This is a genomic window from Paenibacillus sp. 453mf (assembly GCF_900116105.1).
Classification (GTDB): domain Bacteria; phylum Bacillota; class Bacilli; order Paenibacillales; family Paenibacillaceae; genus Paenibacillus; species Paenibacillus provencensis.
Genome location: NZ_FPAC01000001.1, coordinates 1345283 through 1366278 on the forward strand (window position 1 = coordinate 1345283; position 20996 = coordinate 1366278).

A 20996-nucleotide genomic window follows, 5' to 3' on the forward strand; every position below is an offset into this window, starting at 1 on the left:
AGCATCAGAAGATATGACATCAGCAGCCACGGCTCACGTGCCTTCCTATGAAGCGGATAGCTACTGGAGAATGATTAGACAGCGATTTATGCAGCACAAGCTTGCTGTAGCAGGACTTATTATCATGGGATTCTTGATTCTCGTTGGGATATTCGCGCCATGGATCGCGCCATACGATCCGAATGCGATTATAGGAGCTTTTTCTGCACCACCTTCTGGTGCACACTGGCTTGGAACCGATCAGGTAGGCAGAGATGTACTCAGCAGGTTGATTTATGCTACCCGAGTATCGCTTGCAGTGGGTGTTATAACCGTAATCCTGTATGTTCTAATAGGTACAGTGGTTGGGGCCATTGCTGGTTATATCGGTGGATGGGTGGATATGCTGATCAATCGAATCATTGATGTATTTATGTCATTTCCCAGCATGATGGTCATTCTTGTACTTGTAACGGTACTCGGCACGGGGCTCTCGAATATTATTATCGTGCTTGCGCTGCTTGGTTGGCCGGCGGTTGCAAGACTGGTGAGAGGCAGTGTGCTCTCGCTTCGCCAAACCGAATTTGTACGGGCCGGAATAGCACTCGGTTTTAGCTCACCGCGTCTCATCTTCGGCCATATCTTACCGAATGCGATTGGACCTATTCTCGTAAATGCTACATTTGGTGCAGCTGCCGCGATTCTATCGGAATCCTCTCTAAGCTTTCTGGGGATGGGAGTTCAGCCGCCGGCTGCAAGCTGGGGGAATATGCTGAATGCGGCACAGTCCATCACTGCACTGACGACTCAGCCTTGGCTGTGGATTCCGCCAGGTCTGGTTATAATTCTTTCTGTGCTATCCATTAATTTTATAGGTGATGGTATTCGGGATGCGATGGACCCACGCAGGACGGGGGCGTGAAAGTAGAGGTCATATGAAGAGTTCACTTGTTATCTTTCTCATATCGTTTACTAATCTCAATTTGCTGAAAATATATCCGAAAGATGCGCTGCTGTTTATTGCCGCCAGCTTCGTTAATTCAACGGGCAAAGCGATCATGTGGCCATTAACTACCCTATATGTTCACAACATCATGGGAAAATCCTATGGTGAAGCTGGATTAATCGTGCTGTATCAAGCGCTGTGCAGTGTAATAGGTGAAATTGTAGGCGGTAATTTGTATTACCGGCTTGGTCCGAAATTGCTGATTGCCGGCTCGTTTATTCTGTCCGCTTCCGCACTGTATGGTATAGCCTTCACTGACAGCTGGCCTGCGTATATCCTGTGCGTGTGCTTGCTTGGTTTTGTTAACGGAATTGCACTCCCATCCTTAAATGCCTATGTTGGGTTTCGTTGGAAAGAGCATCGAAGAACGCTGTATAACCTTATGTATGTCTGCAACAATTTCGGGTTGTCTATTGGAGCGATGGTCGGTGGTCTGATCGCATCCATTTCTTTCACATTGACCTATACGTTTACAGGGACGACAACTCTATTGTTTGCAATTTTTCTGCTTTTTTTTATGCGCGTGCGTGGAGGCGCAGCTTCAAATTCACATCCTCACTCAAGTCAGAAAACGGATAAGAAATCCACTGTAGCAGAAGAAAAAAATCCGTTTATTATGGAAGAGGCCCATTTGGATCGAAAAAGCTTATTGAAAAATATAAGCATATATTTGTTTATTTCTCTTGGTGCCATGTTCTTCTGGTTTTCGTTTTCTCTCTGGTCAACTGGAATAGCCCCTTACATTAACGAGAAGGGGATGGATCTTAAGTTCTACAGTCTGCTGTGGACGATCAATGGTTTTGTGATCTTGTTTGGGCAACCGTTTACTGCCTGGATTAAAAGTCGTTTTGCACAAACGATTGTCAGGCAAATGTTTGTAAGTGCGATATTCTCAGCTATGGCTTTTTCCTTCATTCTGTTCTTCCATGAACAGTACATTTATCTGGTCCTCGGTATGATCCTGGCTACAATCGGAGAAATGTTGCTGCTGCCTACAATCCCTACTTTTTTCTCTGAACGAACAGGCCATTACGCACCTTTCTATATGGGATTGTCAGGAGGGTTTTCAAATGTGGGAAGAATGATTGGCCCGTTAATGTTTGGTAATGTATATGATCTCTGGGGGATCATCCCGGTAATTTTTCTTGGCACGATGTCTTCATTTGCTGCACTTGTGATGTTTTATATCCATTCCAATTTAAACAAGAATGAAGAGCCTGTGCATGGCTTGTCGTTGAGGGCAGAGACCCTGGGGAAATAAGCTCACTGTTTCATAATGGAGCAGCACAAAACCGTCGTTTGTTTAAGTACAAATGACGTTTTTTTGTGCAGCTAGATTCGGCCCTTGTATTTACTGTTCAGGTCAATATATTGACCAATCTTCACCAATCTCCATCTAAAACACATACGAATGGTCAGAGCCTAAAATGTGTTTACAAGCAACTTTGTAGTATCCAATCGCGTCATAAACTAGAGGAGGTGCAGATGATGAAGATCCAATCCAAAATGATATTGCTGCTGCTGCTTACATTCACGATTGCAGGTTGTGCTCAAACTAATGAAGCAGACCCAGTCCCTGAACCCGGAGTTGACCAGGGAATCGTAGAACCGAATGAGCCCGAGGTAGAAGTGAAGGAAGCCAAAGGAACTCTTACAGGTCTTGCTGATCCGCACACGGTTGAGATTGTAATAGATGGCGAGCCGACAGCCTTTCAGTTAGGCGAGGGAATGCAGGCTGCCATTGCGGAGGTGGGAGAGAACAGCGTCCTTGAATTTAAATATGAAGAGCGGCCGATTGAAGGCGAGGATACGTTACAGCAGCGGGTTCTCATTGAGATTATAAGTTCTGCACAGGGAAGCGAGGGTCCTGATACGGCAGAGCCAAAAACGCCGGGAGACGAACGACCTTCTGTTACAGAGATTGAACTACAGCTTGAGGGTATGACTGAGCAGAAAGAAGCAGAGCTGGTAAAAGCAGCTGATGGATATTCACTGTATGTATTTGATATATTCACCTTCAATCCAGAGACAGGTGTGCTGTCCATGGATGTCGATCCAAGCTATGAGGTGAAGATTGGTCAGCAGAGCGGAGATACCGAGCTTGCACAGTTAAAAGAAGAGGGGATGACTAAGCTCTCAGCATTTGGAGCAGTTGAAGAGCTGGAGCATGATAGCATTCATGATGCAAGCCTGTTTCTAAAAGTTCGGGAAGAAGCTACTGGAGACTCTTACGAATATATCGTTAAGGATATGGATGGTACTTGGTTTATATATGAGGTTGCAATACCGCAAGGAGAACCGACGGAAGGATTTAAACCACATGCTTATGCTTCCATAAATACAATTGAGCTTGATCAGTAGTTTGTGTGAAGGTCCGATACCGATTAATGGTTCGGACCTTTACTCTTGGTGAGATGAACTCTATGAATAGCTCTGATCGATATTCTGGAGTTATCACTACATAAACAGACGCTTCCGAAAATTTCGTGGTGATATGCCCTCCTGTTTAGTGAAGCAGGATGTGAAGTATGCAGCTTGGTTAAAGCCGACTTCCTCAGCAACCCGGCTAATGGAGAGATCTGTTTGCAGCAGCAGCAGCTTTGCCTGTTCGATGCGGTAATGCAGTAAATACTCGACGGGTGAACGATTGAATTCCTTCTGCATGCATCGTGCGATATAGACAGGGTGAAAGTTGATACGTTCTCCCATGGTCTGCGCTTTAAATTCCTCACGATAATGTTTACGTATATAAGCAGCGGCCTTACTGGCACAGGCGGAGGATGGCGAGGAGATCGGCGGCTCTAGTGCCCCGGCCAGCTGCTCCATCAGCTCTTGAAAAACAAGCTGCTGCTTCCATAAGGATTGAGTATGATGACCATGCTGTACGAGTCCTGTTAATGTTCGAAGCAATGCCTCTGTTTTGTCTATGCTTGGCAGCGTGCCGAACTGAGGGATATTTACCGTGAAGTAATTCGGCACCATTAACTGCAGCTCGGAAGAATCATGGCTGGGAAGCTTCAGAGATGACGAATCCGTGCTCCACGAGCCAGACGATTGAAAGTGCAGCCAGTAATAGGTTGTATCCTCTGAGCATTCTTTCGTTCCGTAATGATGCGCATCCGGCCTTAGAATCAAATATTTACCTGTGCTAATGTGATAGGCAGTACCGTTCTCCGTGACGTCAAGCTCCCCAGAGATAACAACGAGCAAATCAAATATGCCGATGTTCTTACGGTTTGGGTGCTTACCCGCCATCGGTCCATTACAGATCCCGCTCATGATATATTCCGGCAGCGGAGGAACCGAAAAATGAAGAATAGTCATATTAAAAGCCCTTTCATATCCTTAGGTTTGAATATTATAAGTTTGAGTTCATAAAATGATATTATCCTTTTAGTATACCATCTATAATTTGAAAATGTTGAGGCGTTCGGATCGATTTTTAGATAAACGCTTATTTTGTTGTGGAGGTTGGAATATTAGATATGGATAATAAAAAGTTTACGTTATGGGTGCTGGCATGGCCCATATTTATTGAACTGTTTCTGCAGTTTCTGCTCGGAGCAGTTGATACATTAATGGTAAGCCGGATTTCCGATGATGCCGTTGCCGTTGTCGGTTTCTCCAATCAGCTGTTTCAGGCAATGACCGTGTTGTTTACAACGATCGCCAGCGGAGCAGGGATTCTGATTGCCCAGAAGCTGGGCTCAGGCAAGATGCAAGATGCCCGAATTATCGGTATTATGGCTTTTAGCGTGACTACGCTGATCGGCATTCTATGCAGTGTCGTTCTGTTTGTGTTTCCAGAACAGATTTCTTCCATGCTGCAGCTCCCAGCAGGATTGCTTCCGCTCGCAGGGACTTACATTTCGATCGTAGGCGGAGGTATGGTGCTTGTGTCCATGATGGCGACGATGAGCACTGTGATTCGGAATACAGGGAATACGAAGGGGCCGATGTATGTTGCAATTGGGATGAATATCATTCACGTCTTCTTTAACTATGGCTTCATATTCGGGGCCTTCGGTTTCCCACAGTGGGGACTCACCGGGGTAGCTATATCAACGGTTGTAAGTCGCCTTCTGGCTGTATTGTTGCTGTTCTACATGTACCTTCGCTCATTTGATTATAAGATTCAATGGAAGGAATTCCGGATTTTTAACAAGCCTTTGTTTGGCGAGATTATGAAGATTGGCTGGCCGCTGGGAGTCAATTCCTCTTGCTGGGTCTTTACACAGCTCATCCTGTACTCGTTTATCGCAACACTAGGATCTGCGGAACTGGCAGCCAGAACATACATGAATACACTGGAGTCATTCTGTTTCCTGCTCGGTTCATCCATTGCAATGGCAGCCCAAATTCAAATTGCTCATTTGTTTGGTGCAGGAAGAATTCAGGAGGCATACCGCAGCGCCTACAGGGCACTAGGCATCGGGGCGATATATGTTGTAGTTAATGCGTTCATACTCTTTGTATTCGGAAGACATATATTAGGCCTGTTTACCGATGATCAGACCATTATTGCAATTGGAGCCTCGTTACTAGGGATGAATCTAATATTGCAGCCGGGGAAAATGCTCAATATGGCACTCGGCAGTTCGCTAAATGCGATTGGAGATACGAGGTTCACGATGTATATCTCATTAGGATCGATGTGGATTGTAGCTACCGGTCTCTCTTACGTTCTTGGAGTTCACATGGGATGGGGACTGGTCGGAATCTATTCCTGCATGATCGCTGACGAATATTTGAGAGGCATCCTTTCTTATTATAGATGGAGGGGAAAGAAATATTTGAAGAAGGCAGAAGTGAGCAGCAACGAAGCTGTAACCCCTCCGTCTCTTGAAACGATAGCAGCAACATAATTGAAATGCTCGTTCAACGAAGAGTCCGTCTTAGTATAAGACAGGGCTCTTTATTTGTTTCGCCCACGATTGACATAAACATTGACATGCTGCTGTATAAATTACAAAATGCCCGTTTCTTCTCTAATGCCAGCGATCTAACTCTTTATTGATACTTATATGAAATATATATTGACATGATATGGTGTGTTCGGACTATAATAACTCAATGTAGGGAGAATGAAGTTAATTTATATGACGCAATGAAAAGTAAAAGTATAAATTCCGGGAGGTTTGCAAATGGAGTCATTTGTTAATTGGTTAAACGGTATTATATGGAGCGATGCATTAATTTATCTTTGTTTAGCGACAGGACTCTTTTATACTTTTGCAACACGTTTTATGCAGGTAAGAATGATTAAGGATATGTTTAAGCTGATGTTTAAAGGAAAAAGCTCTGATGCGGGAATATCTTCCTTCCAAGCCTTATCCATGGCTTTGGCGGGAAGAGTCGGAACAGGAAATATCGCAGGTGTAGCAACTGCCATCGCTTTTGGCGGACCGGGTGCGGTATTTTGGATGTGGCTGATTGCCTTCCTTGGTGCAGGATCTGCATTTGTCGAAGCAGCGCTGGGCCAAGTGTATAAGACGAAGCAGGATGGACAATTTCGCGGAGGCCCTGCATATTACATCGAAAAAGGACTGAATATGAAATGGTATGCGGTCTTGTTTGCAATCGTGACCGTATTGGCTACTGGTCTGCTTCTGCCAGGTGTTCAAGCGAATAGTATCGCTTCGGGAATGTCAACGGCATTTAATATTGATCCTGTCGTTACTGGCATCATTCTTGTAGTTCTTCTGGCGGTCATTATCTTTGGCGGGGTTAAGCGGATTGCCAATGTCGCCCAAGTAGCGGTTCCATTTATGGCGGCAGGATATATCATAATGGCAGTCCTTATTGTGATCGTGAATTTCTCTGAAATTCCAGCAGTATTGAGCATGATTTTCTCAAGCGCATTTGGAGCGCATGCTGCCTTTGGCGGTATTTTAGGGGCTGCGATTAGCTGGGGTGTTAAGCGTGGAATTTATTCCAATGAAGCAGGACAGGGAACAGCGCCGCATGCGGCAGCCGCTGCAGAAGTATCCCATCCTGCGAAGCAAGGCTTGGTGCAGGCATTTTCAATCTATATTGATACGCTGTTTGTATGTACTGCAACGGCATTCATGATATTGGTCACAGGAATGTACAATGTTATCCCAGAAGGAACAGCACCGATTGTGAATAATCTGGGGGATGTTAGTCCAGGTCCAGATTTCACGATCAAGGCTGTTGAGACCTTCATGCCAGGTTTTGGTGCACCGTTCATTGCGATTGCGCTGTTATTCTTTGCTTTCACAACCATCATGGCCTACTATTATATGGCTGAAACTAATCTTGCTTATATTAATCAAAAAACGCGCCGGATTTGGTTAGAATATGTGCTCAAATTGGTAATATTAGGCGCCACATTCTACGGAAGTGTGAAGACAGCGAGCCTTGCATGGGGACTCGGAGATATAGGCGTTGGCAGTATGGCATGGCTGAATATTATTGCGATTCTTCTACTCACCAAGCCTGCCCTCAAAGTGCTTAGAGATTATGAAGCCCAGAAGAAAGAGGGCAAAGACCCCGTATTCGATCCAGTTAAGCTGGGTATTCGAAATGCAGAGTTTTGGGAAAAGGAATACGTTCCAGACCCGCCTGCAGATAAGCCGAGCAACAACACGTTGAATTTCTAACTTATATCATCATGGCATGAGTGACATATGTTTGGGATCATTCAATGATCCACAGCAATCCTCGTTTCTCGAAAGAGAGGCGGGGATTTTTTTGCTATATATTTCAGGATCGTTCATTTTGGGATTTATGCAAAATTCTTATTTCTAAACATTAAATTAATGAAGTAAAACCTATAATTCATCGGGTATGTCGTGGAATCTCTTTGCGATAAGATGTTCCTAGATTAGAATCATGCCAAATCGGCAGAGTATTGATGGTTTAGACGCTATAGCTGATGGCATGAAAAAGCGCATAGCTATGTTCAGTCCGTGGTCTGCTCCTTATGTGGAGCAATTACTGTTCGAATATAAGCTGGCTGTAGACGATACCACACTTGCAAGTCCTAAAGGAGCTTTCATCCGTGCCCAAACCGCTGTTATGCTTAGGCTGCTCTTGGAAGGCAGTAAATTATATAAGAAGCTTACTATGTAGGATAGACCATCGCCTTTTATAGGGGGTGGTCTTCTCATTTCACCCATTTTCATCATATTTTTAATTTGACACTTAAATACATCGCTCATTACAATAAACACACCTATATGTAAACGCTACCATATAGGATAACGGTAAGTCAGCAATTATAAGGGGGGACTTTGGATGCAGTCTACATATACAGCTATATTAGTGGATGACGAGGTATTTACCCGCAAAGGATTAATGAAGATCGTTGATTGGGAATCATGTGGATTTCGTATCGTCGGAGAGGCCGACAATGGTGAAGATGCCCTAAGTCTGATTAGAGAATCGTCGCCTGATGTAGTTATTACGGATATTCGAATGCCCGTTCTTGATGGGATGGGATTAATCCGTCAGGTGATAAGTGAAGAGGAAAATGAAGGAACCAGACCATCCTTTATCATTGTGAGCGGCTATGATGACTTCAGTTATGCACAGCAAGCGGTCAGATATGGAGTTCATGATTTTATTTTGAAGCCGATTGATGAAGAAGAGTTCCACACTACGCTCAAAAAATTAAGTCTGCGTATTCAGCAGGAACGGACTGCAGAACATTTGAATCAAAGTTTGAATTCAAGTATGCTGATGGATCTCATCCTGAATGAGAAAGGAGAACCCGGTGCTTATCGAGAGTGGGAGAAGCGTTTAAATATGGACACGGGTGAAGAGATCTACTATGTGTTTGCAGAAATAAATGATATCTTCCATCTGTCTGCTGATAGACAGTCTGACATTATTCAACAATGCAAAGCACATATACTGAGATGGCTTCAGCATGTGACTTGTGCTGATCGTGTGTACTTGCAGGAGCACCGTAACCGATTTGGCTTCATTATAACGAAGCGAATGCTGTCCATGTTCAGTAACAATATACGAAATTTGCTGGAGCACCTTCAAACCGAAGTAAAACTAGAAGGACGATTGTTCTTATATACCGGTAAGCGTGTTCAAGGGATAGCGAGCATCCGTGAATCCTACGAAAGTGCTAAGCAGGCTTTGCTCTATAAATTTATTTATGATGATACAGGGATCGTCATCCTGGATGATAATCACCATTCAGCTTTAAAGTACCTGCCACTTGAAGAGCAAATGTATAGACGAGTCATGGAACAGATTGAAGAATCCGATATGGAGTCACTTCCTGTCACTATAGAATCCATGTTTCGGAGCTTCCAGGAGAAAAATTATGCACCAGAAGCGATGAAGATGAACATTCATCAATGTGTCAATCATGCTGTAAAAGTGCTGAAGGACATGGGAGGAGATGAAGACCGGCTAGATGCATGGGTTCCCATGACTTCCTGGTACGACCACAATCTCTCTTTGAAGGCAATCCGCGATTTATTCACGAAATTTGCTGCAGAGAGTGCACTCTATATCGCTGAGCTTCGCAAGGAGCAAGGAACACGGGGTATCCATAAGATCAAGCTATATATAGATAGTCATTTTCAAGACAATATCAGTCTCAAGAGCATTGCGGGTGTGTTCTACATGAATCCTGTGTATCTTGGTCAGCGGTTCAAAAAAACATATGGATTATATTTCAATGATTACTTGCTCCACCTTCGAATCCAGGAGGCAAAGAAGCTGCTTAGACAGACAGACTTACGAATTTACGAAATTGCAGAACGCGTCGGTTACGGCAATTCGGATTATTTTGTCACTCAATTTGAGAAGCTCATGCAGATGAGTCCTAGTGATTACCGCCAAGGTCTGCTGAAGGAAGGCAAGTCAGAGGAGAAACCACATGAAGCCAAGCCTGAATAATGTAAGGCTGCGGGACAAGATGCTGCTTCTTTATTTTCTGGCGGTATTCCTGCCGATTCTTGCAACGAATATCATCTTCTATACCAGGGTGACGGATAACGTAAAGAACCAGAGAATTCAAGATATCAACCTGACACTAACCCAGATAAAAAATGAATTCACCCGGGAGCTTCAAGATACACTCGAAATTTCCTCCGAATTCTACACGGATCACATGCTATACGAGATTATAGAAACATCATATCCCCATCCAGCCCAGTATATTACCGCATACGATTCTTACCTCAGGCGCATTTTGCATTCAGGAAGTGCAGTCTATAACACTGTTGAAGGAATAACGGTATATTCAGACAACCCTACACTCTTGTATTCCGGAGGGATTAGCCTTATAGATGATGCTGTGAAAAAAGAGCCCTGGTATGAACAGATCATGTCTGCAGAACAGACACAGCCGCTGATCATACGACATGGTGAGAATAACCAGCAGGGCAAGATGAGTGTTATTCGAAAGATGGATTATTATTACTCACAAAATGAATATACCAAGCTGCTCAAAGTCGATGTCCGAATGTCTACAATTCGTCAGATTCTTGGCAATCGTCAGCTTCAGGGGAATGTATATCTATTGAACGGCAGTGGGGAGATTGAGTATACGACGGATCCTCATGTCAATGTATCAAAGGGGGCTGTTTCCTATGCAGATATTGAGCTGCCGGATGAATATCTGGAGTTTCAGACGCCTTCATTTATGACGAATCATCTAAACAGCTGGACCATTGCAGCAGCAATCTCTAAAGATGTTGTTCTCTATGAAGTACGCCAATCCCGCAATTTTATCATTACCTTGACTTGCTTGAACTTCTTGCTGCCAACCATTGTGTTGATCTGGATCAGCCGTTCCATGAATGTTCGGCTCATTCGTATTCTGAAGCACATGAAGAGGGTCAAGAATCAGCATTATGACACCATTAACGATTCAGAAACGACCGATGAAATTGGTCAGCTTACATATGAGTTTAATCGGATGACGCTGCAGCTGAAGAGCTTAATTAATGATGTGTATGTGGCTGACATTCAGAAGAAAAATCTAGAGATTGAACGAAAGGAAGCTCAGCTTAACGCGCTGCAAAGTCAGATCAATCCGCATTTTCTGTTTAATACACTGGAAACGATTCGGATGCGCAGTCTCATGAAAGAAGAGGAAGAAACCTCAAAGATTATACACAACCTGGCCAAAATCTTACGTAATTCTCTAGTGTGGAAGCGTGACATGGTCACCTTGAGGGAAGAAGTGGAATTCATTCATTGTTTCCTGGAGATCCAGCGGTATCGTTTTGGAGACAGGATTAACTACGAGGTAAAGATCCATCCGGAGGATAAAGACCGATTGATCCCCAAAATGTCGATTGTCACTTTTGTAGAAAATGCGGCCCTTCATGGAATAGAGCCTGTCAAGCATGGTGGCACCATCAAGGTCAATGTGCAAGTGATTGACGACTTGATGTATTGCACCATAATGGACAACGGAGCAGGAATGCCAACAGAGCAGGTAAACCGGATTAATGCTTATATGTCGAAGGATGAGGATATGGGCGAGCGGATCGGGATACAGAATGTCATTTATCGAATGAAGCTGTATTATGGGGCGAATTTCAAATTCACGATCGAGAGCGAGCCAGGCATAGGAACATATGTATCTATAATTATTCCAGTAGATCCGTAAGGGATAGGATTTAAGTAAATTGAAAACAGTATGATTTCCTAAGTACTCACTATAGATTGCCTAGTAAAAGAGAAATTCTTTCTAAATTATAATGAAAGTGCTTACAAATTCATCGAGCTTTTCGAAAGGGGAAGGTCAGAATCGTGAAAAAGAAATTATGGATGAATTGTCTTACCCTGCTTCTCTCGGTCTCTATCGTTAGTGCTTGCAGCAGTGGGTCCAGCGGTACCAGCGAGCCCGGATCAACAGCAGGCAGTGAGGAAACAGGACAGGAAGAAAAGGTTACCTTCAGTTATTTCAATGCAGCAGCCGGTAAAGACAAAAATACGAATGAGACAACGATCGGCAAAATATTCGAGGAACAAACCGGTGTCAATTTCAAGATGGAGCATCTGGTCGGGGATGAGAACACGAAAATAGGAACCTTTATCGCGAGTAATGAGTACCCGGATGTTCTTGTTCCAGGTGCATCAATTGACAAACTGCTGGATGCAGGTGCATTTATTCCGCTGAATGACCTCATTGATGAATACGGCCCTAACATCAAGCGTGTCTATGAGCCGTACTACAACTTGATGAAAGCAGAAGATGGCAATATTTATTTCCTGCCGCTTAGTGCTGTGGTTGGTGATTACATATCTGCGCCAAACATTGAACAAGGTGCCTTCTGGATTCAGCGCCGAGTGCTCAAGGAAGCCGGGTATCCAGATATCAAGACATTTGATGACTATTTGGCCTTAATCAGAGATTATGTGAGCAAGCATCCAGAGGAAGATCTGACAGGCTACCTGTCACTAACGACACAAGATAAGTTCTTTGCCTTTACCAATGCACCGATGCATCTCGCGGGATATCCGAATGACGGCGGAGTCATTATCGACATGGAAACGCATCAAGCCAATGACTATGCGGATGATGATATTACCAAGCGATACCTGCAAGAGCTTAACAAGCTGAACAGCGAAGGGTTGTTTGATAAATCCTCATTTGTAGACAACTATGATCAGTATCTGGCGAAGCTTGCCTCGGGCAAAGTCCTTGGATTCTTCGATTACCGCTGGCAGGCAGGGCAAGCGATGAACAATTTGCGTGAAGCGGGCAATGATGATCTTGAATACATGGCACTGCCGATCGTTTATGCCGAGAGTATTAAGGACCAGTATTTGGATCCGCCTTCCTTTGTCAATAACCGCGGTGTCGGAATATCTGTCAGTGCGAAGGATCCAGTTCGTATTATTAAATATTTTAATAACCTGCTGACCGACGAGAACCAAGTGTTGTCTAACTGGGGGATTGAAGGCGAGACCTACTCCATTGATGAGAATGGACGCTTCTATCGGACAGAAGAGCAGATTGAGAAGACAAACGCGGATGCATTCCGTGAATCATACGGGTTCAAATATTTTGAATATAGCTGGCCGCGCTACGGTAATGGTTCTTCCTTGCCGGATGGTAACTCCGTAGGAGCAGGCCGTCAGCCGGAAGTTGCACAGATGTCTTACAGTGAGGGAGATAAGAAGCTGCTGGAGGAATACGACATTGCATCCTTCTCCCAATTGTTTGCAGACCCAGATAATCGTCCTTGGTATCCAGCGTGGAGCATTCAGATCGAGCAAGGCTCTCCTTCTCAGATCTTCACTCAGAAGAAGTCCGATCTGCAGAGAAAGTACTTCCCTCAGCTCGTGCTTGCGAATCCTTCAGACTTTGAATCCCTGTGGGGAGAATATATCACCGAGTTTAACAAGCTCGGTGCAGCAGATTATGAGCAGCTGATCACGGAAGAGGTAGCGAAGAAAATTGCGGTTGTAGAAGGTCAATAATCAAGGAAAGGCGGGCCGGGTTCTCTTGATACGTCTTGGAACCCGGCCTTACATTGTCTTCGGATCAGGATTTGCATAATTCGATGTGATCATTACATACCCTCACGGTGAAGAGGAAAGGAGCAGGGACCATGGAAAATGCCATCACTCCGTCGTTAGATAAAAAAACACGGCGCAAGCAGAGGGCAAGAAGAATGACTCCAGGCACATTTATGAGAAAGCTTGGACAGCAGAAAACACTCGTATTCATGTCGGTACCGTTCTTGATATGGCTCATTATCTTTAAATATCTGCCACTATGGGGCTGGAGCATTGCATTTCAGGACTTTAAACCGGCAAAAAAGATCCTAGATCAGGAATGGGTTGGCTTCCAGCACTTTGCCTTTTTGTTTCAGGATGAACATTTTCTAAGAGTTATGCGCAATACGCTTGCCATGAGTTTCATCAATCTGGTGCTCGGATTTGTAACAGCAATTACACTGGCCATTCTGCTGAATGAGCTTCGTAATGTGGTATTCAAGCGTTTTGTCCAAACGGTCAGTTATTTACCTCACTTTATATCTTGGGTGGTAGCTGCGAGTATTATCTCGACTGCATTATCCGCAGAAGGCGGTATTGTGAATGAACTCCTGATGTGGACGGGTCTAATTAATGAACCGATCTTATGGCTCGGCAAAGGTGAATACTTCTGGGGAATTCTAGGAGCTTCGGAGGTATGGAAAAATGTCGGCTGGAACACGATTATATATCTTGCTGCGATGACCATGATTGACCCTGCCCAGTATGAGGCGGCAGAAATTGATGGAGCAGGGCGGTTGCAGCGGATTTGGCATATAACACTACCGGGACTTAAGCCGGTCGTTATCATCTTGCTTATTATGAATATCGGTAATTTGCTGGAATCCGGATTCGAGCCGCAATATCTGCTTGGAAATGGAATGAATGTGGATTACTCAGAGAATCTGGATATTTTTGTACTGAAGTATGGGATTCAGATGGGGAATTTCTCTTTATCCATTGCTGCTGGAATGTTCAAGACGATCGTCAGCTTTATTCTATTGTTCTCGGCGAATTCCATTGCGAAAAGAATGGGTGAAGATCGACTGTTCTAGATCGTTCAATCTATATAAGGAGGATTATTGTATGGCTAAGTCAATGAACGTATCCAAAACCCATGCCCGGTTCAAATCGCCTTCAGATCGGATATTCGATACACTGAATATATTGTTCATGCTGCTGATTATGGTTGTAACCCTATATCCATTTCTAAATACGCTGGCGGTATCGTTCAATAATGCTACAGATTCGGTAAAGGGCGGGATTTATTTATGGCCGAGAGTATTCACATGGGAGAACTACAAATATGTGTTTAACGAAGCGACCATATTTCATGCAACCTTAATCTCCGTACTTCGTACTGTGGTTGGCACTGTAACTTCGGTATTCTGCTGCGCAATGGTTGCCTATACGATCAGCCGCCCGGAATATGTACTTCGTAAATTCATTTCGATCGCATTCATTCTCACCATGTATTTCAGCGGGGGACTGATTCCGAACTTCCTCCTGATCCGAGAGCTGGATATGCTTGGAACCTTCTGGGTATATATCATCCCAGGACTAATCGGAGTATTTAATGTCATTGTAATCCGTTCTTTTATCGAAGGGCTTCCCGAAGGAATATTGGAATCTGCGAGAATTGACGGAGCAGGGGAGTTCACGACTTTCATGAAGATCGTATTGCCGCTGTGTGTACCCGTACTTGCCACCGTGTCTCTGTTCACTGCGGTAGCACAGTGGAATTCATGGTTTGATGTATTCTTATATAACTCGTCTAACACTGAGCTAAGCACACTACAATATGAACTCATGAAGATATTGCAGAACTCGAATACTTCAATGAACTCCGGGCAGGATTATGCCAGCCAATTCTCGAATTCAGAGGCAGGAGCAAATCAAGTTACACCTACTTCCATCCGGGCTACGATGACCATCGTAGCAAGTGTACCTATTATACTTGTCTACCCTTTCCTTCAAAAGTATTTTGTAAAAGGGATGACCCTTGGTGGAGTAAAAGGATGATATACTCAGTATATGTGCAATGAAAACGCTTAACCAAACAGGAGGAATGAAGGCGATGAACCCTAATGATATCACAAGCACACCATCCTTAAAGGAAGCATTCTCTGAGCATTTCTTGATCGGCGCAGCCGTTAATCCCAGAACAATTATTCATCAGAAGGAGCTGCTTGCTCATCACTACAACAGTTTGACAGCGGAAAATGAAATGAAATTTGAAAGTGTCCATCCATCAGAGGATACCTATACCTTTGAGGCGGCGGATCAAATTGTGAGTTACGCTCGGGAGCATCGGATGAAGCTTCGGGGACATACACTTGTATGGCATAACCAAACGACCGATTGGCTATTTGAGGATAACCGTGGAGGATTATGCAGCAAAGAATTGCTCTATAGCAGATTACAATCTCACATTGATACCGTAGTCAAGCGATATAAAAATGATATCTATGCTTGGGATGTTGTTAACGAGGCGATATCTGATCATGAAGATGAATGGCTCCGGCCATCCAAGTGGCTGACGATTGCTGGAGCCGAATTCATAGCCAAGGCCTTCGAGTTCGCTCATGCGGCCGATCCCGATGCACTCTTGTTCTATAACGATTACAATGAGTCCAATCCGGTTAAACGTGACAAGATTTATAAGCTGGTCAGAACCTTGCTCGATCAAGGAGCTCCAATTCATGGTGTAGGACTGCAGGCACACTGGAATTTATACGATCCGTCGTTGAAGGAAATTCGTGAGGCGATTGAGAAATATGCAAGTCTTGGTGTTCAATTACAGCTGACCGAGCTGGATGTATCCATGTTCAAATTCGATGATCGAAGAACGGATCTCTTAGCGCCGACGGAGGAAATGCTTGAGCTGCAGGCACAGCGCTATGAATCGATATTTGGGCTGCTGCGAGAGTACAAGGATGTAATCAGCTCGGTTACGTTCTGGGGAGCAGCAGATGATTACACTTGGCTGAATGATTTTCCGGTGAGAGGGCGTAAGAACTGGCCCTTCCTGTTCGATGAGCAGCATCAGCCAAAGCCGGCATATTACAGTGTAATGAATAGATCATTAACGTGAAAATATGGTATTATTGCAGTGAATGAACAACATTGACTGTGGAGCTGACAGAATGCGTAACAATAAATGGAACAAATATGTAGGTATCGGCTTTGTACTGGTGGGCCTGCTCGTCATGACGTTAACAGGGAGAGATCAATTTATTGGGGTTGTACCTATGCTAATTGGTCTTGTATTTGTAGGGATTTATGCAGCAAGGACCTTTAAAGAAGTGCGGAAAACGATGAACAACCATGACGAGTAAGCATGTAGGATGTGCAAGGAACTCTTCCTGAGAATATCAGATAGAGTTCCTTTTTTTATTACTTATAATGAGCGTTCCTTCTGCTCCATGAGATAAGAAGAGTGAGGATTCATAAATAGATCCTCAGGTTCTTCATCGTATAGCCGAATGCTCAATACTACACCCATGCAGGCCATATTAATAAGCAATGAAGATCCTCCGAAGCTGAGAAAAGGCAGAGTAATTCCTGTCAGCGGCATCAAACCGATAAACATCCCAATATTCTCAAATATTTGATAGAGCAGCATGGATACGATTCCCACAATGATAATCGGACCTTCCGTGCGTTTACACTCCAGCGCAATAGTAATGAGTCTGTGAACGATAATGAAGTACAGAAATAAAATAACCGATACACCAATAAATCCAAACTCCTCTGCGGCTACTACGATAATGGAGTCGGAATAGGTGTAGGGGACAAAGCCTGACTGAATGTATGCACCTTGAAGGAAGCCCTTGCCAAATAGTCCGCCTGAGGCAATAGCCAGCTTAGCATTGTTGGTATGGTAGGTGGCATCCTTGCTCGCTTCATCGGGAAGGAGCCAAGCATCAAAGCGATCCAGCCAATGCTCTTTGTCTATATTCGTCAAGAAGCTGGTAATTTCATCATGAAAACCGATATACGATTTGATTCCTCCATACACGAGCAAGGCGATGAGCAGCATAATCAATAGGGTATGCATATTTTTCATATTGCCTATCCATAGAATACCCAGCAGAATAACAACATAGCAGAGCGCGTTTCCCATATCATTCTGCACCATAACGAATGCGAAGGGAACAAAGGTGAGGAGAGAAATCGGAACAACGTCTTTCCAGAATAAGAGCTCACGCTGCTTGGCTGCAACAATCGCGGCAAGACTAAGAATCAATATAAATTTAAATATTTCTGCCGGCTGTACACTGACAGGGCCTAAGTTGATCCAGCCTTTGGCACCATTAATGACATCTCCGTAAAAAGCGATATAGAGAAGGAGCAATAAGCCTGCGGCAAACAGAATCCAATGATATTTAATGAACAGCCTGTAATTAACAAACGCCGTCCCAAAGAGTACGACAAAACCAAGGATATAATAGAGCAGCATTGTCTTGTCAGAGCCGGCCATGATCGGATCAGACTGAATGCCGCTGTGAATGAGAAGAATGCTTGTGACCATAAAAAAGCATAAAATGATAACAATCGTCCAGTCTATTTTCTTGAGATGGGATAGCATTGTTTACTCCTCTCTATTTGTTATCTCTTCTATTAAATTATAGTGCAGACATCTAATCTTTACCAATTGCTAGAGTGCTTGCATCCAACCTTACTTACCTATATGAATCAGACAGGTCAGGATATTATAGTGGGAATTAGAATTATATAGAATAAAATTAGAAACTTTTTCCGTTACAGAGCGTCTAATACTATGAATTTTAGAGGAGAATAGAAAAATAGAACAGAAGGAGTCAAAGAATGAAACTGAAGAAACTATCCATGCTAACCGTCTTGGCCTTGTCACAGATCGCTTCAGCTATCCCGGTTAGTGCACAATCCAACGTTATTAATGCTCCACAAGAATCGGACGTGAGCGAAGTTCTCGAGCAGAGTCTGACATCTCAAGAGTCTGGAAACGAAGCTCCCATAACTGATCAACAAGGTGCTCAAGGGGAACTTGAAAATAACAGTTCTGCCGATACGGATGAGTCAGCACCATTACCAAATGCAGCTTCTGGGACTGAAACAGGTGAGGAGTCTGAGCCGCCTGCAGAAGTAATCGACAATACGGTTACGAACGAACCTGTACCTGCGGCTTCCGCTAATGAGCTGATACTGCACTTTAACAGCACGAAGATGGAGCAAGGCGGTCAAGTATATAACGCACCTCAGCCAATGCAAGTCAAGAAGGGCGTTTCGTATGTTCCGATTCGTGCGCTTGTTGACCGTGTTGGATATAAGGTGACTTATGACAAGAGAACCAAAGAGACTATTATCACGAGTGGAACCAACGAACTGCGTTTCAAAACCGACAGCAGCAAGTATACGGTTAATGGAGTTTCGAAGACGATGAAAGGCACCTCCTTCCAAACGAAGAATACCTTCATGGTACCGCTGACAGCGATTACTCAAGCACTTAATATATCTTACAAAGTAGACAATGTGGGCAAGCGTATCATTATGGATGTGTCGGTTAAGCCTGTTGCCAGGTTCACAATTCAGGAGAAGGAAATTTATGCAGGCCAAACTACACTCAATTATGTGACGGAAGCGATTTCACCTTCAGGACTTGAGATTGTTAACGAACGCTGGGAAGGAAGACAGGATATTTATGCTGAGGCAGGCGAGTACACCATTACATACATGGTACAAGACGAGAACGGTACCTGGAGTGATCCTTACAGCCAGACGATAACCGTAATCCAGCCTAATCTGCCTCCGGTTGCTATGTTCACGACGGATAAGGATGAATATCGAATGGGCGAATTCATTACAATTACGGACCAGAGTACGGATGACGGTCAAATTGTGAAGCATGATTGGAATAATAAAGCCTATGCGCATTTCACACCGGGACCCAAAACAATCAGCCTCACGGTAACGGACAATAAAGGATTGACGTCTTCCTATGAGAAGACGATTATTATCACTGGGGAAACACTCTATTCGGCGGATGACTTTAACAAGCTGCTTCTGCCTCCTGGCGAGAAATTCTCATTTGACGGGTCTAATGTGCCTGCTCTGCCAAAAATCAACTACTCATATTATGATGAGCCTAGCACACTCATTCGCAGTAACAGTCCCGAGACCGTTAACAGCGAAGGAATCGTATATAAAGAAACCTCTGTGGGCGACACCCGCTTTATGATTCACCATGTTAACAATGTGGGCAAGAACGTGAAGATGTATGTAGTGGCGACGAACAAGAATGCCACTAAGGCCACAATTACGACAGAGAACCTTGGTTTTGCTGGACCGACAGGTATCGCAACAGCAGCAGGTAAGAAATCCGTTTACAATTATTTCGAATCCATGCAGAATGGCTCCAAACAATCGATGCTGACGCTGGAACCAGGAGAGAGCAAGCTGGTGATGACAGAACTCAGTAAGACGAGAATGAAGCAAGGAGATGTCATCTCGTTGTTCTCCGATATGCACAGCGATTATCCGATTGAGTACAATGTCGTTATGATTGATGAGAAGCTTGATCCGCTTACAGTGCTCAGTGAGCTGCCAGTTCTCGATCGCGATGGTGTGCATAACCGAGGAACTTATCCGAATTCGACTCGTGTCATTCGTTATTCTGAGTATGTTGGAGATACAGCGCAGCGTTTGGCTCTAGGGGATAATCAGGACGATCCAAATCTTGCGGGCACAGATCCTATGCTTGGTGTTGAAGCATCCAACACGGGTAACTTCGGTGTACTGTACAAAATGACATTCGATAACGTAGCTGCCAATACCCTGATCTCCTTCAATCCGCGTGGAGGCAAATATTCCGGGTATGCGATGGTGAACGGTAATATTACGGCGATCTATTCTGCTGGACAGGTCAGCGCACCTAATGAGCAGGCGATATTATACCGTACAGGTGACTACAGCCAAAAAGTAGAAATTCTGTTGACCGCAGCACCAGGAAGTAATTTGCCTGTTAATCTGCTCTTTACACCGCTGCCAGAGAAAAAAGAATAGTTGAATTAGTTTCATAACTTAACAAAAAGCAACTAACGGTAGTATGAAAATGATTCAGTCAACTTGAATTAACAAACAGCCACCGATCCTAGAGTACAAAGGATCGGTGGCTGTTTAGCGTTATTGGATACCGAGCATCTAAAAAGAGTCTTAGCTAGAACACGTTTCTAGTTAAGACTCTTTTCTATTTTATGAAATGCTATGAGATGCTCTAGATCAATACCATTTGAAAGTTTTAGCGATAATGACCAGCAAAATGAATAATACGAGGATTCCTCCAATGGTAAAGCCGTGGTTTCCGCTTTCGTAGTTCATGCATCCACACCTCCTTTGCTGGTTTTAATAGTATTTTATGCAATTTTTGAAGATTTGGATTACGCTGGTATCTATTTTTAATAGAGTTGAATCTATTTCACTCCGCCACCGTTCTTATGATATGTTTAGATAACAGAGCTTGATGATTTCGATAATTCTACTACTG

The 20996-nt window shown here is 43.9% G+C and carries 16 protein-coding genes; 14 read left to right on the top strand and 2 right to left on the bottom strand.

The window, feature by feature from the left end; genetic code table 11:
* Positions 1 to 13 precede the first annotated feature (13 nt).
* From opp4C to BM415_RS06470, 3 genes are all read left to right on the top strand, one after another.
* A complete protein-coding gene (gene opp4C / locus BM415_RS06460; protein ID WP_091159099.1) occupies positions 14 to 901 on the top strand; it encodes an oligopeptide ABC transporter permease in 888 nt (295 codons plus the stop codon).
* 13 nt (positions 902 to 914) lie between these two features.
* On the top strand, positions 915 to 2246 hold the full coding sequence (locus BM415_RS06465; protein ID WP_091155884.1) for an MFS transporter: 1332 nt from the start codon (positions 915 to 917) through the stop codon (positions 2244 to 2246).
* Between the two features lie 224 nt (positions 2247 to 2470).
* Entirely contained in the window at positions 2471 to 3346 is an 876-nt protein-coding gene (locus BM415_RS06470) for a hypothetical protein (RefSeq protein ID WP_139236956.1), read from the top strand.
* Between the two features lie 96 nt (positions 3347 to 3442).
* On the opposite strand, the gene BM415_RS06475 is transcribed toward BM415_RS06470, so the two are convergent.
* Positions 3443 to 4309 carry an AraC family transcriptional regulator gene (locus BM415_RS06475; RefSeq protein ID WP_091155888.1) on the bottom strand — a complete coding sequence of 289 codons (867 nt, stop codon included), beginning with the start codon at positions 4307 to 4309 and terminating at the stop codon, positions 3443 to 3445.
* 152 nt (positions 4310 to 4461) lie between these two features.
* Between BM415_RS06475 and BM415_RS06480 the strand changes: the two genes are divergently transcribed.
* The 10 genes from BM415_RS06480 (at position 4462) to BM415_RS06525 (ending at position 16809) form a co-directional block, all read left to right on the top strand.
* On the top strand, positions 4462 to 5850 hold the full coding sequence (locus tag BM415_RS06480; RefSeq protein WP_091159100.1) for an MATE family efflux transporter: 1389 nt from the start codon (positions 4462 to 4464) through the stop codon (positions 5848 to 5850).
* Between the two features lie 279 nt (positions 5851 to 6129).
* Positions 6130 to 7608: an alanine/glycine:cation symporter family protein gene (locus BM415_RS06485; RefSeq protein ID WP_091155890.1), complete on the top strand. Its 1479-nt coding sequence runs from the start codon at positions 6130 to 6132 to the stop codon at positions 7606 to 7608.
* 280 nt (positions 7609 to 7888) lie between these two features.
* A complete protein-coding gene (locus BM415_RS06490) occupies positions 7889 to 8080 on the top strand; it encodes a hypothetical protein (protein WP_139236957.1) in 192 nt (63 codons plus the stop codon).
* 165 nt (positions 8081 to 8245) lie between these two features.
* A complete protein-coding gene (locus BM415_RS06495; RefSeq protein WP_091155894.1) occupies positions 8246 to 9871 on the top strand; it encodes a response regulator transcription factor in 1626 nt (541 codons plus the stop codon).
* On the top strand, positions 9852 to 11594 hold the full coding sequence (locus tag BM415_RS06500; protein ID WP_091155897.1) for a sensor histidine kinase: 1743 nt from the start codon (positions 9852 to 9854) through the stop codon (positions 11592 to 11594). Before BM415_RS06495 ends, BM415_RS06500 begins: the two co-directional genes overlap by 20 nt.
* Before the next feature lie 161 nt (positions 11595 to 11755).
* On the top strand, positions 11756 to 13414 hold the full coding sequence (locus BM415_RS06505; protein ID WP_170862474.1) for an ABC transporter substrate-binding protein: 1659 nt from the start codon (positions 11756 to 11758) through the stop codon (positions 13412 to 13414).
* A 194-nt stretch (positions 13415 to 13608) separates the two neighbouring features.
* On the top strand, positions 13609 to 14526 hold the full coding sequence (locus tag BM415_RS06510) for an ABC transporter permease (protein ID WP_244533260.1): 918 nt from the start codon (positions 13609 to 13611) through the stop codon (positions 14524 to 14526).
* Positions 14527 to 14557: 31 nt separating this feature from the next.
* Positions 14558 to 15493 (top strand): carbohydrate ABC transporter permease, encoded by a 936-nt coding sequence (locus BM415_RS06515; protein WP_091155905.1) that lies wholly within the window; start codon positions 14558 to 14560, stop codon positions 15491 to 15493.
* Between the two features lie 55 nt (positions 15494 to 15548).
* Positions 15549 to 16565, top strand: a complete 1017-nt coding sequence (locus BM415_RS06520) for an endo-1,4-beta-xylanase (protein WP_091155907.1) — start codon at positions 15549 to 15551, stop codon at positions 16563 to 16565.
* Positions 16566 to 16617: 52 nt separating this feature from the next.
* Entirely contained in the window at positions 16618 to 16809 is a 192-nt protein-coding gene (locus BM415_RS06525) for a hypothetical protein (RefSeq protein ID WP_091155909.1), read from the top strand.
* A 62-nt stretch (positions 16810 to 16871) separates the two neighbouring features.
* On the opposite strand, the gene BM415_RS06530 is transcribed toward BM415_RS06525, so the two are convergent.
* On the bottom strand, positions 16872 to 18062 hold the full coding sequence (locus BM415_RS06530) for an FtsW/RodA/SpoVE family cell cycle protein (protein WP_091155913.1): 1191 nt from the start codon (positions 18060 to 18062) through the stop codon (positions 16872 to 16874).
* Positions 18063 to 18301: 239 nt separating this feature from the next.
* Here BM415_RS06530 and BM415_RS06535 point away from each other — a divergent pair, with 239 nt between their 5' ends.
* The gene (locus tag BM415_RS06535) at positions 18302 to 20515 is read left to right on the top strand and encodes a stalk domain-containing protein (protein ID WP_091155915.1); all 2214 of its coding nucleotides are present in this window, start codon (positions 18302 to 18304) and stop codon (positions 20513 to 20515) included.
* The last annotated feature ends 481 nt before the right edge of the window (positions 20516 to 20996 follow it).

Excerpts from the sequence above, each read along its gene's own strand:
- opp4C (WP_091159099.1), top strand. The coding sequence starts at position 14 with ATGACATCAGCAGCCACGGCTCACGTGCCTTCCTATGAAGCGGATAGC.
- BM415_RS06465 (WP_091155884.1), top strand. The coding sequence starts at position 915 with ATGAAGAGTTCACTTGTTATCTTTCTCATATCGTTTACTAATCTCAAT.
- BM415_RS06470 (WP_139236956.1), top strand. The coding sequence starts at position 2,471 with ATGATGAAGATCCAATCCAAAATGATATTGCTGCTGCTGCTTACATTC.
- BM415_RS06475 (WP_091155888.1), bottom strand. The coding sequence starts at position 4,309 with ATGACTATTCTTCATTTTTCGGTTCCTCCGCTGCCGGAATATATCATG.
- BM415_RS06485 (WP_091155890.1), top strand. The coding sequence starts at position 6,130 with ATGGAGTCATTTGTTAATTGGTTAAACGGTATTATATGGAGCGATGCA.
- BM415_RS06490 (WP_139236957.1), top strand. The coding sequence starts at position 7,889 with ATGAAAAAGCGCATAGCTATGTTCAGTCCGTGGTCTGCTCCTTATGTG.
- BM415_RS06495 (WP_091155894.1), top strand. The coding sequence starts at position 8,246 with ATGCAGTCTACATATACAGCTATATTAGTGGATGACGAGGTATTTACC.
- BM415_RS06500 (WP_091155897.1), top strand. The coding sequence starts at position 9,852 with ATGAAGCCAAGCCTGAATAATGTAAGGCTGCGGGACAAGATGCTGCTT.
- BM415_RS06505 (WP_170862474.1), top strand. The coding sequence starts at position 11,756 with ATGAATTGTCTTACCCTGCTTCTCTCGGTCTCTATCGTTAGTGCTTGC.
- BM415_RS06510 (WP_244533260.1), top strand. The coding sequence starts at position 13,609 with ATGACTCCAGGCACATTTATGAGAAAGCTTGGACAGCAGAAAACACTC.
- BM415_RS06515 (WP_091155905.1), top strand. The coding sequence starts at position 14,558 with ATGGCTAAGTCAATGAACGTATCCAAAACCCATGCCCGGTTCAAATCG.
- BM415_RS06520 (WP_091155907.1), top strand. The coding sequence starts at position 15,549 with ATGAACCCTAATGATATCACAAGCACACCATCCTTAAAGGAAGCATTC.
- BM415_RS06525 (WP_091155909.1), top strand. The coding sequence starts at position 16,618 with ATGCGTAACAATAAATGGAACAAATATGTAGGTATCGGCTTTGTACTG.
- BM415_RS06530 (WP_091155913.1), bottom strand. The coding sequence starts at position 18,062 with ATGCTATCCCATCTCAAGAAAATAGACTGGACGATTGTTATCATTTTA.
- BM415_RS06535 (WP_091155915.1), top strand. The coding sequence starts at position 18,302 with ATGAAACTGAAGAAACTATCCATGCTAACCGTCTTGGCCTTGTCACAG.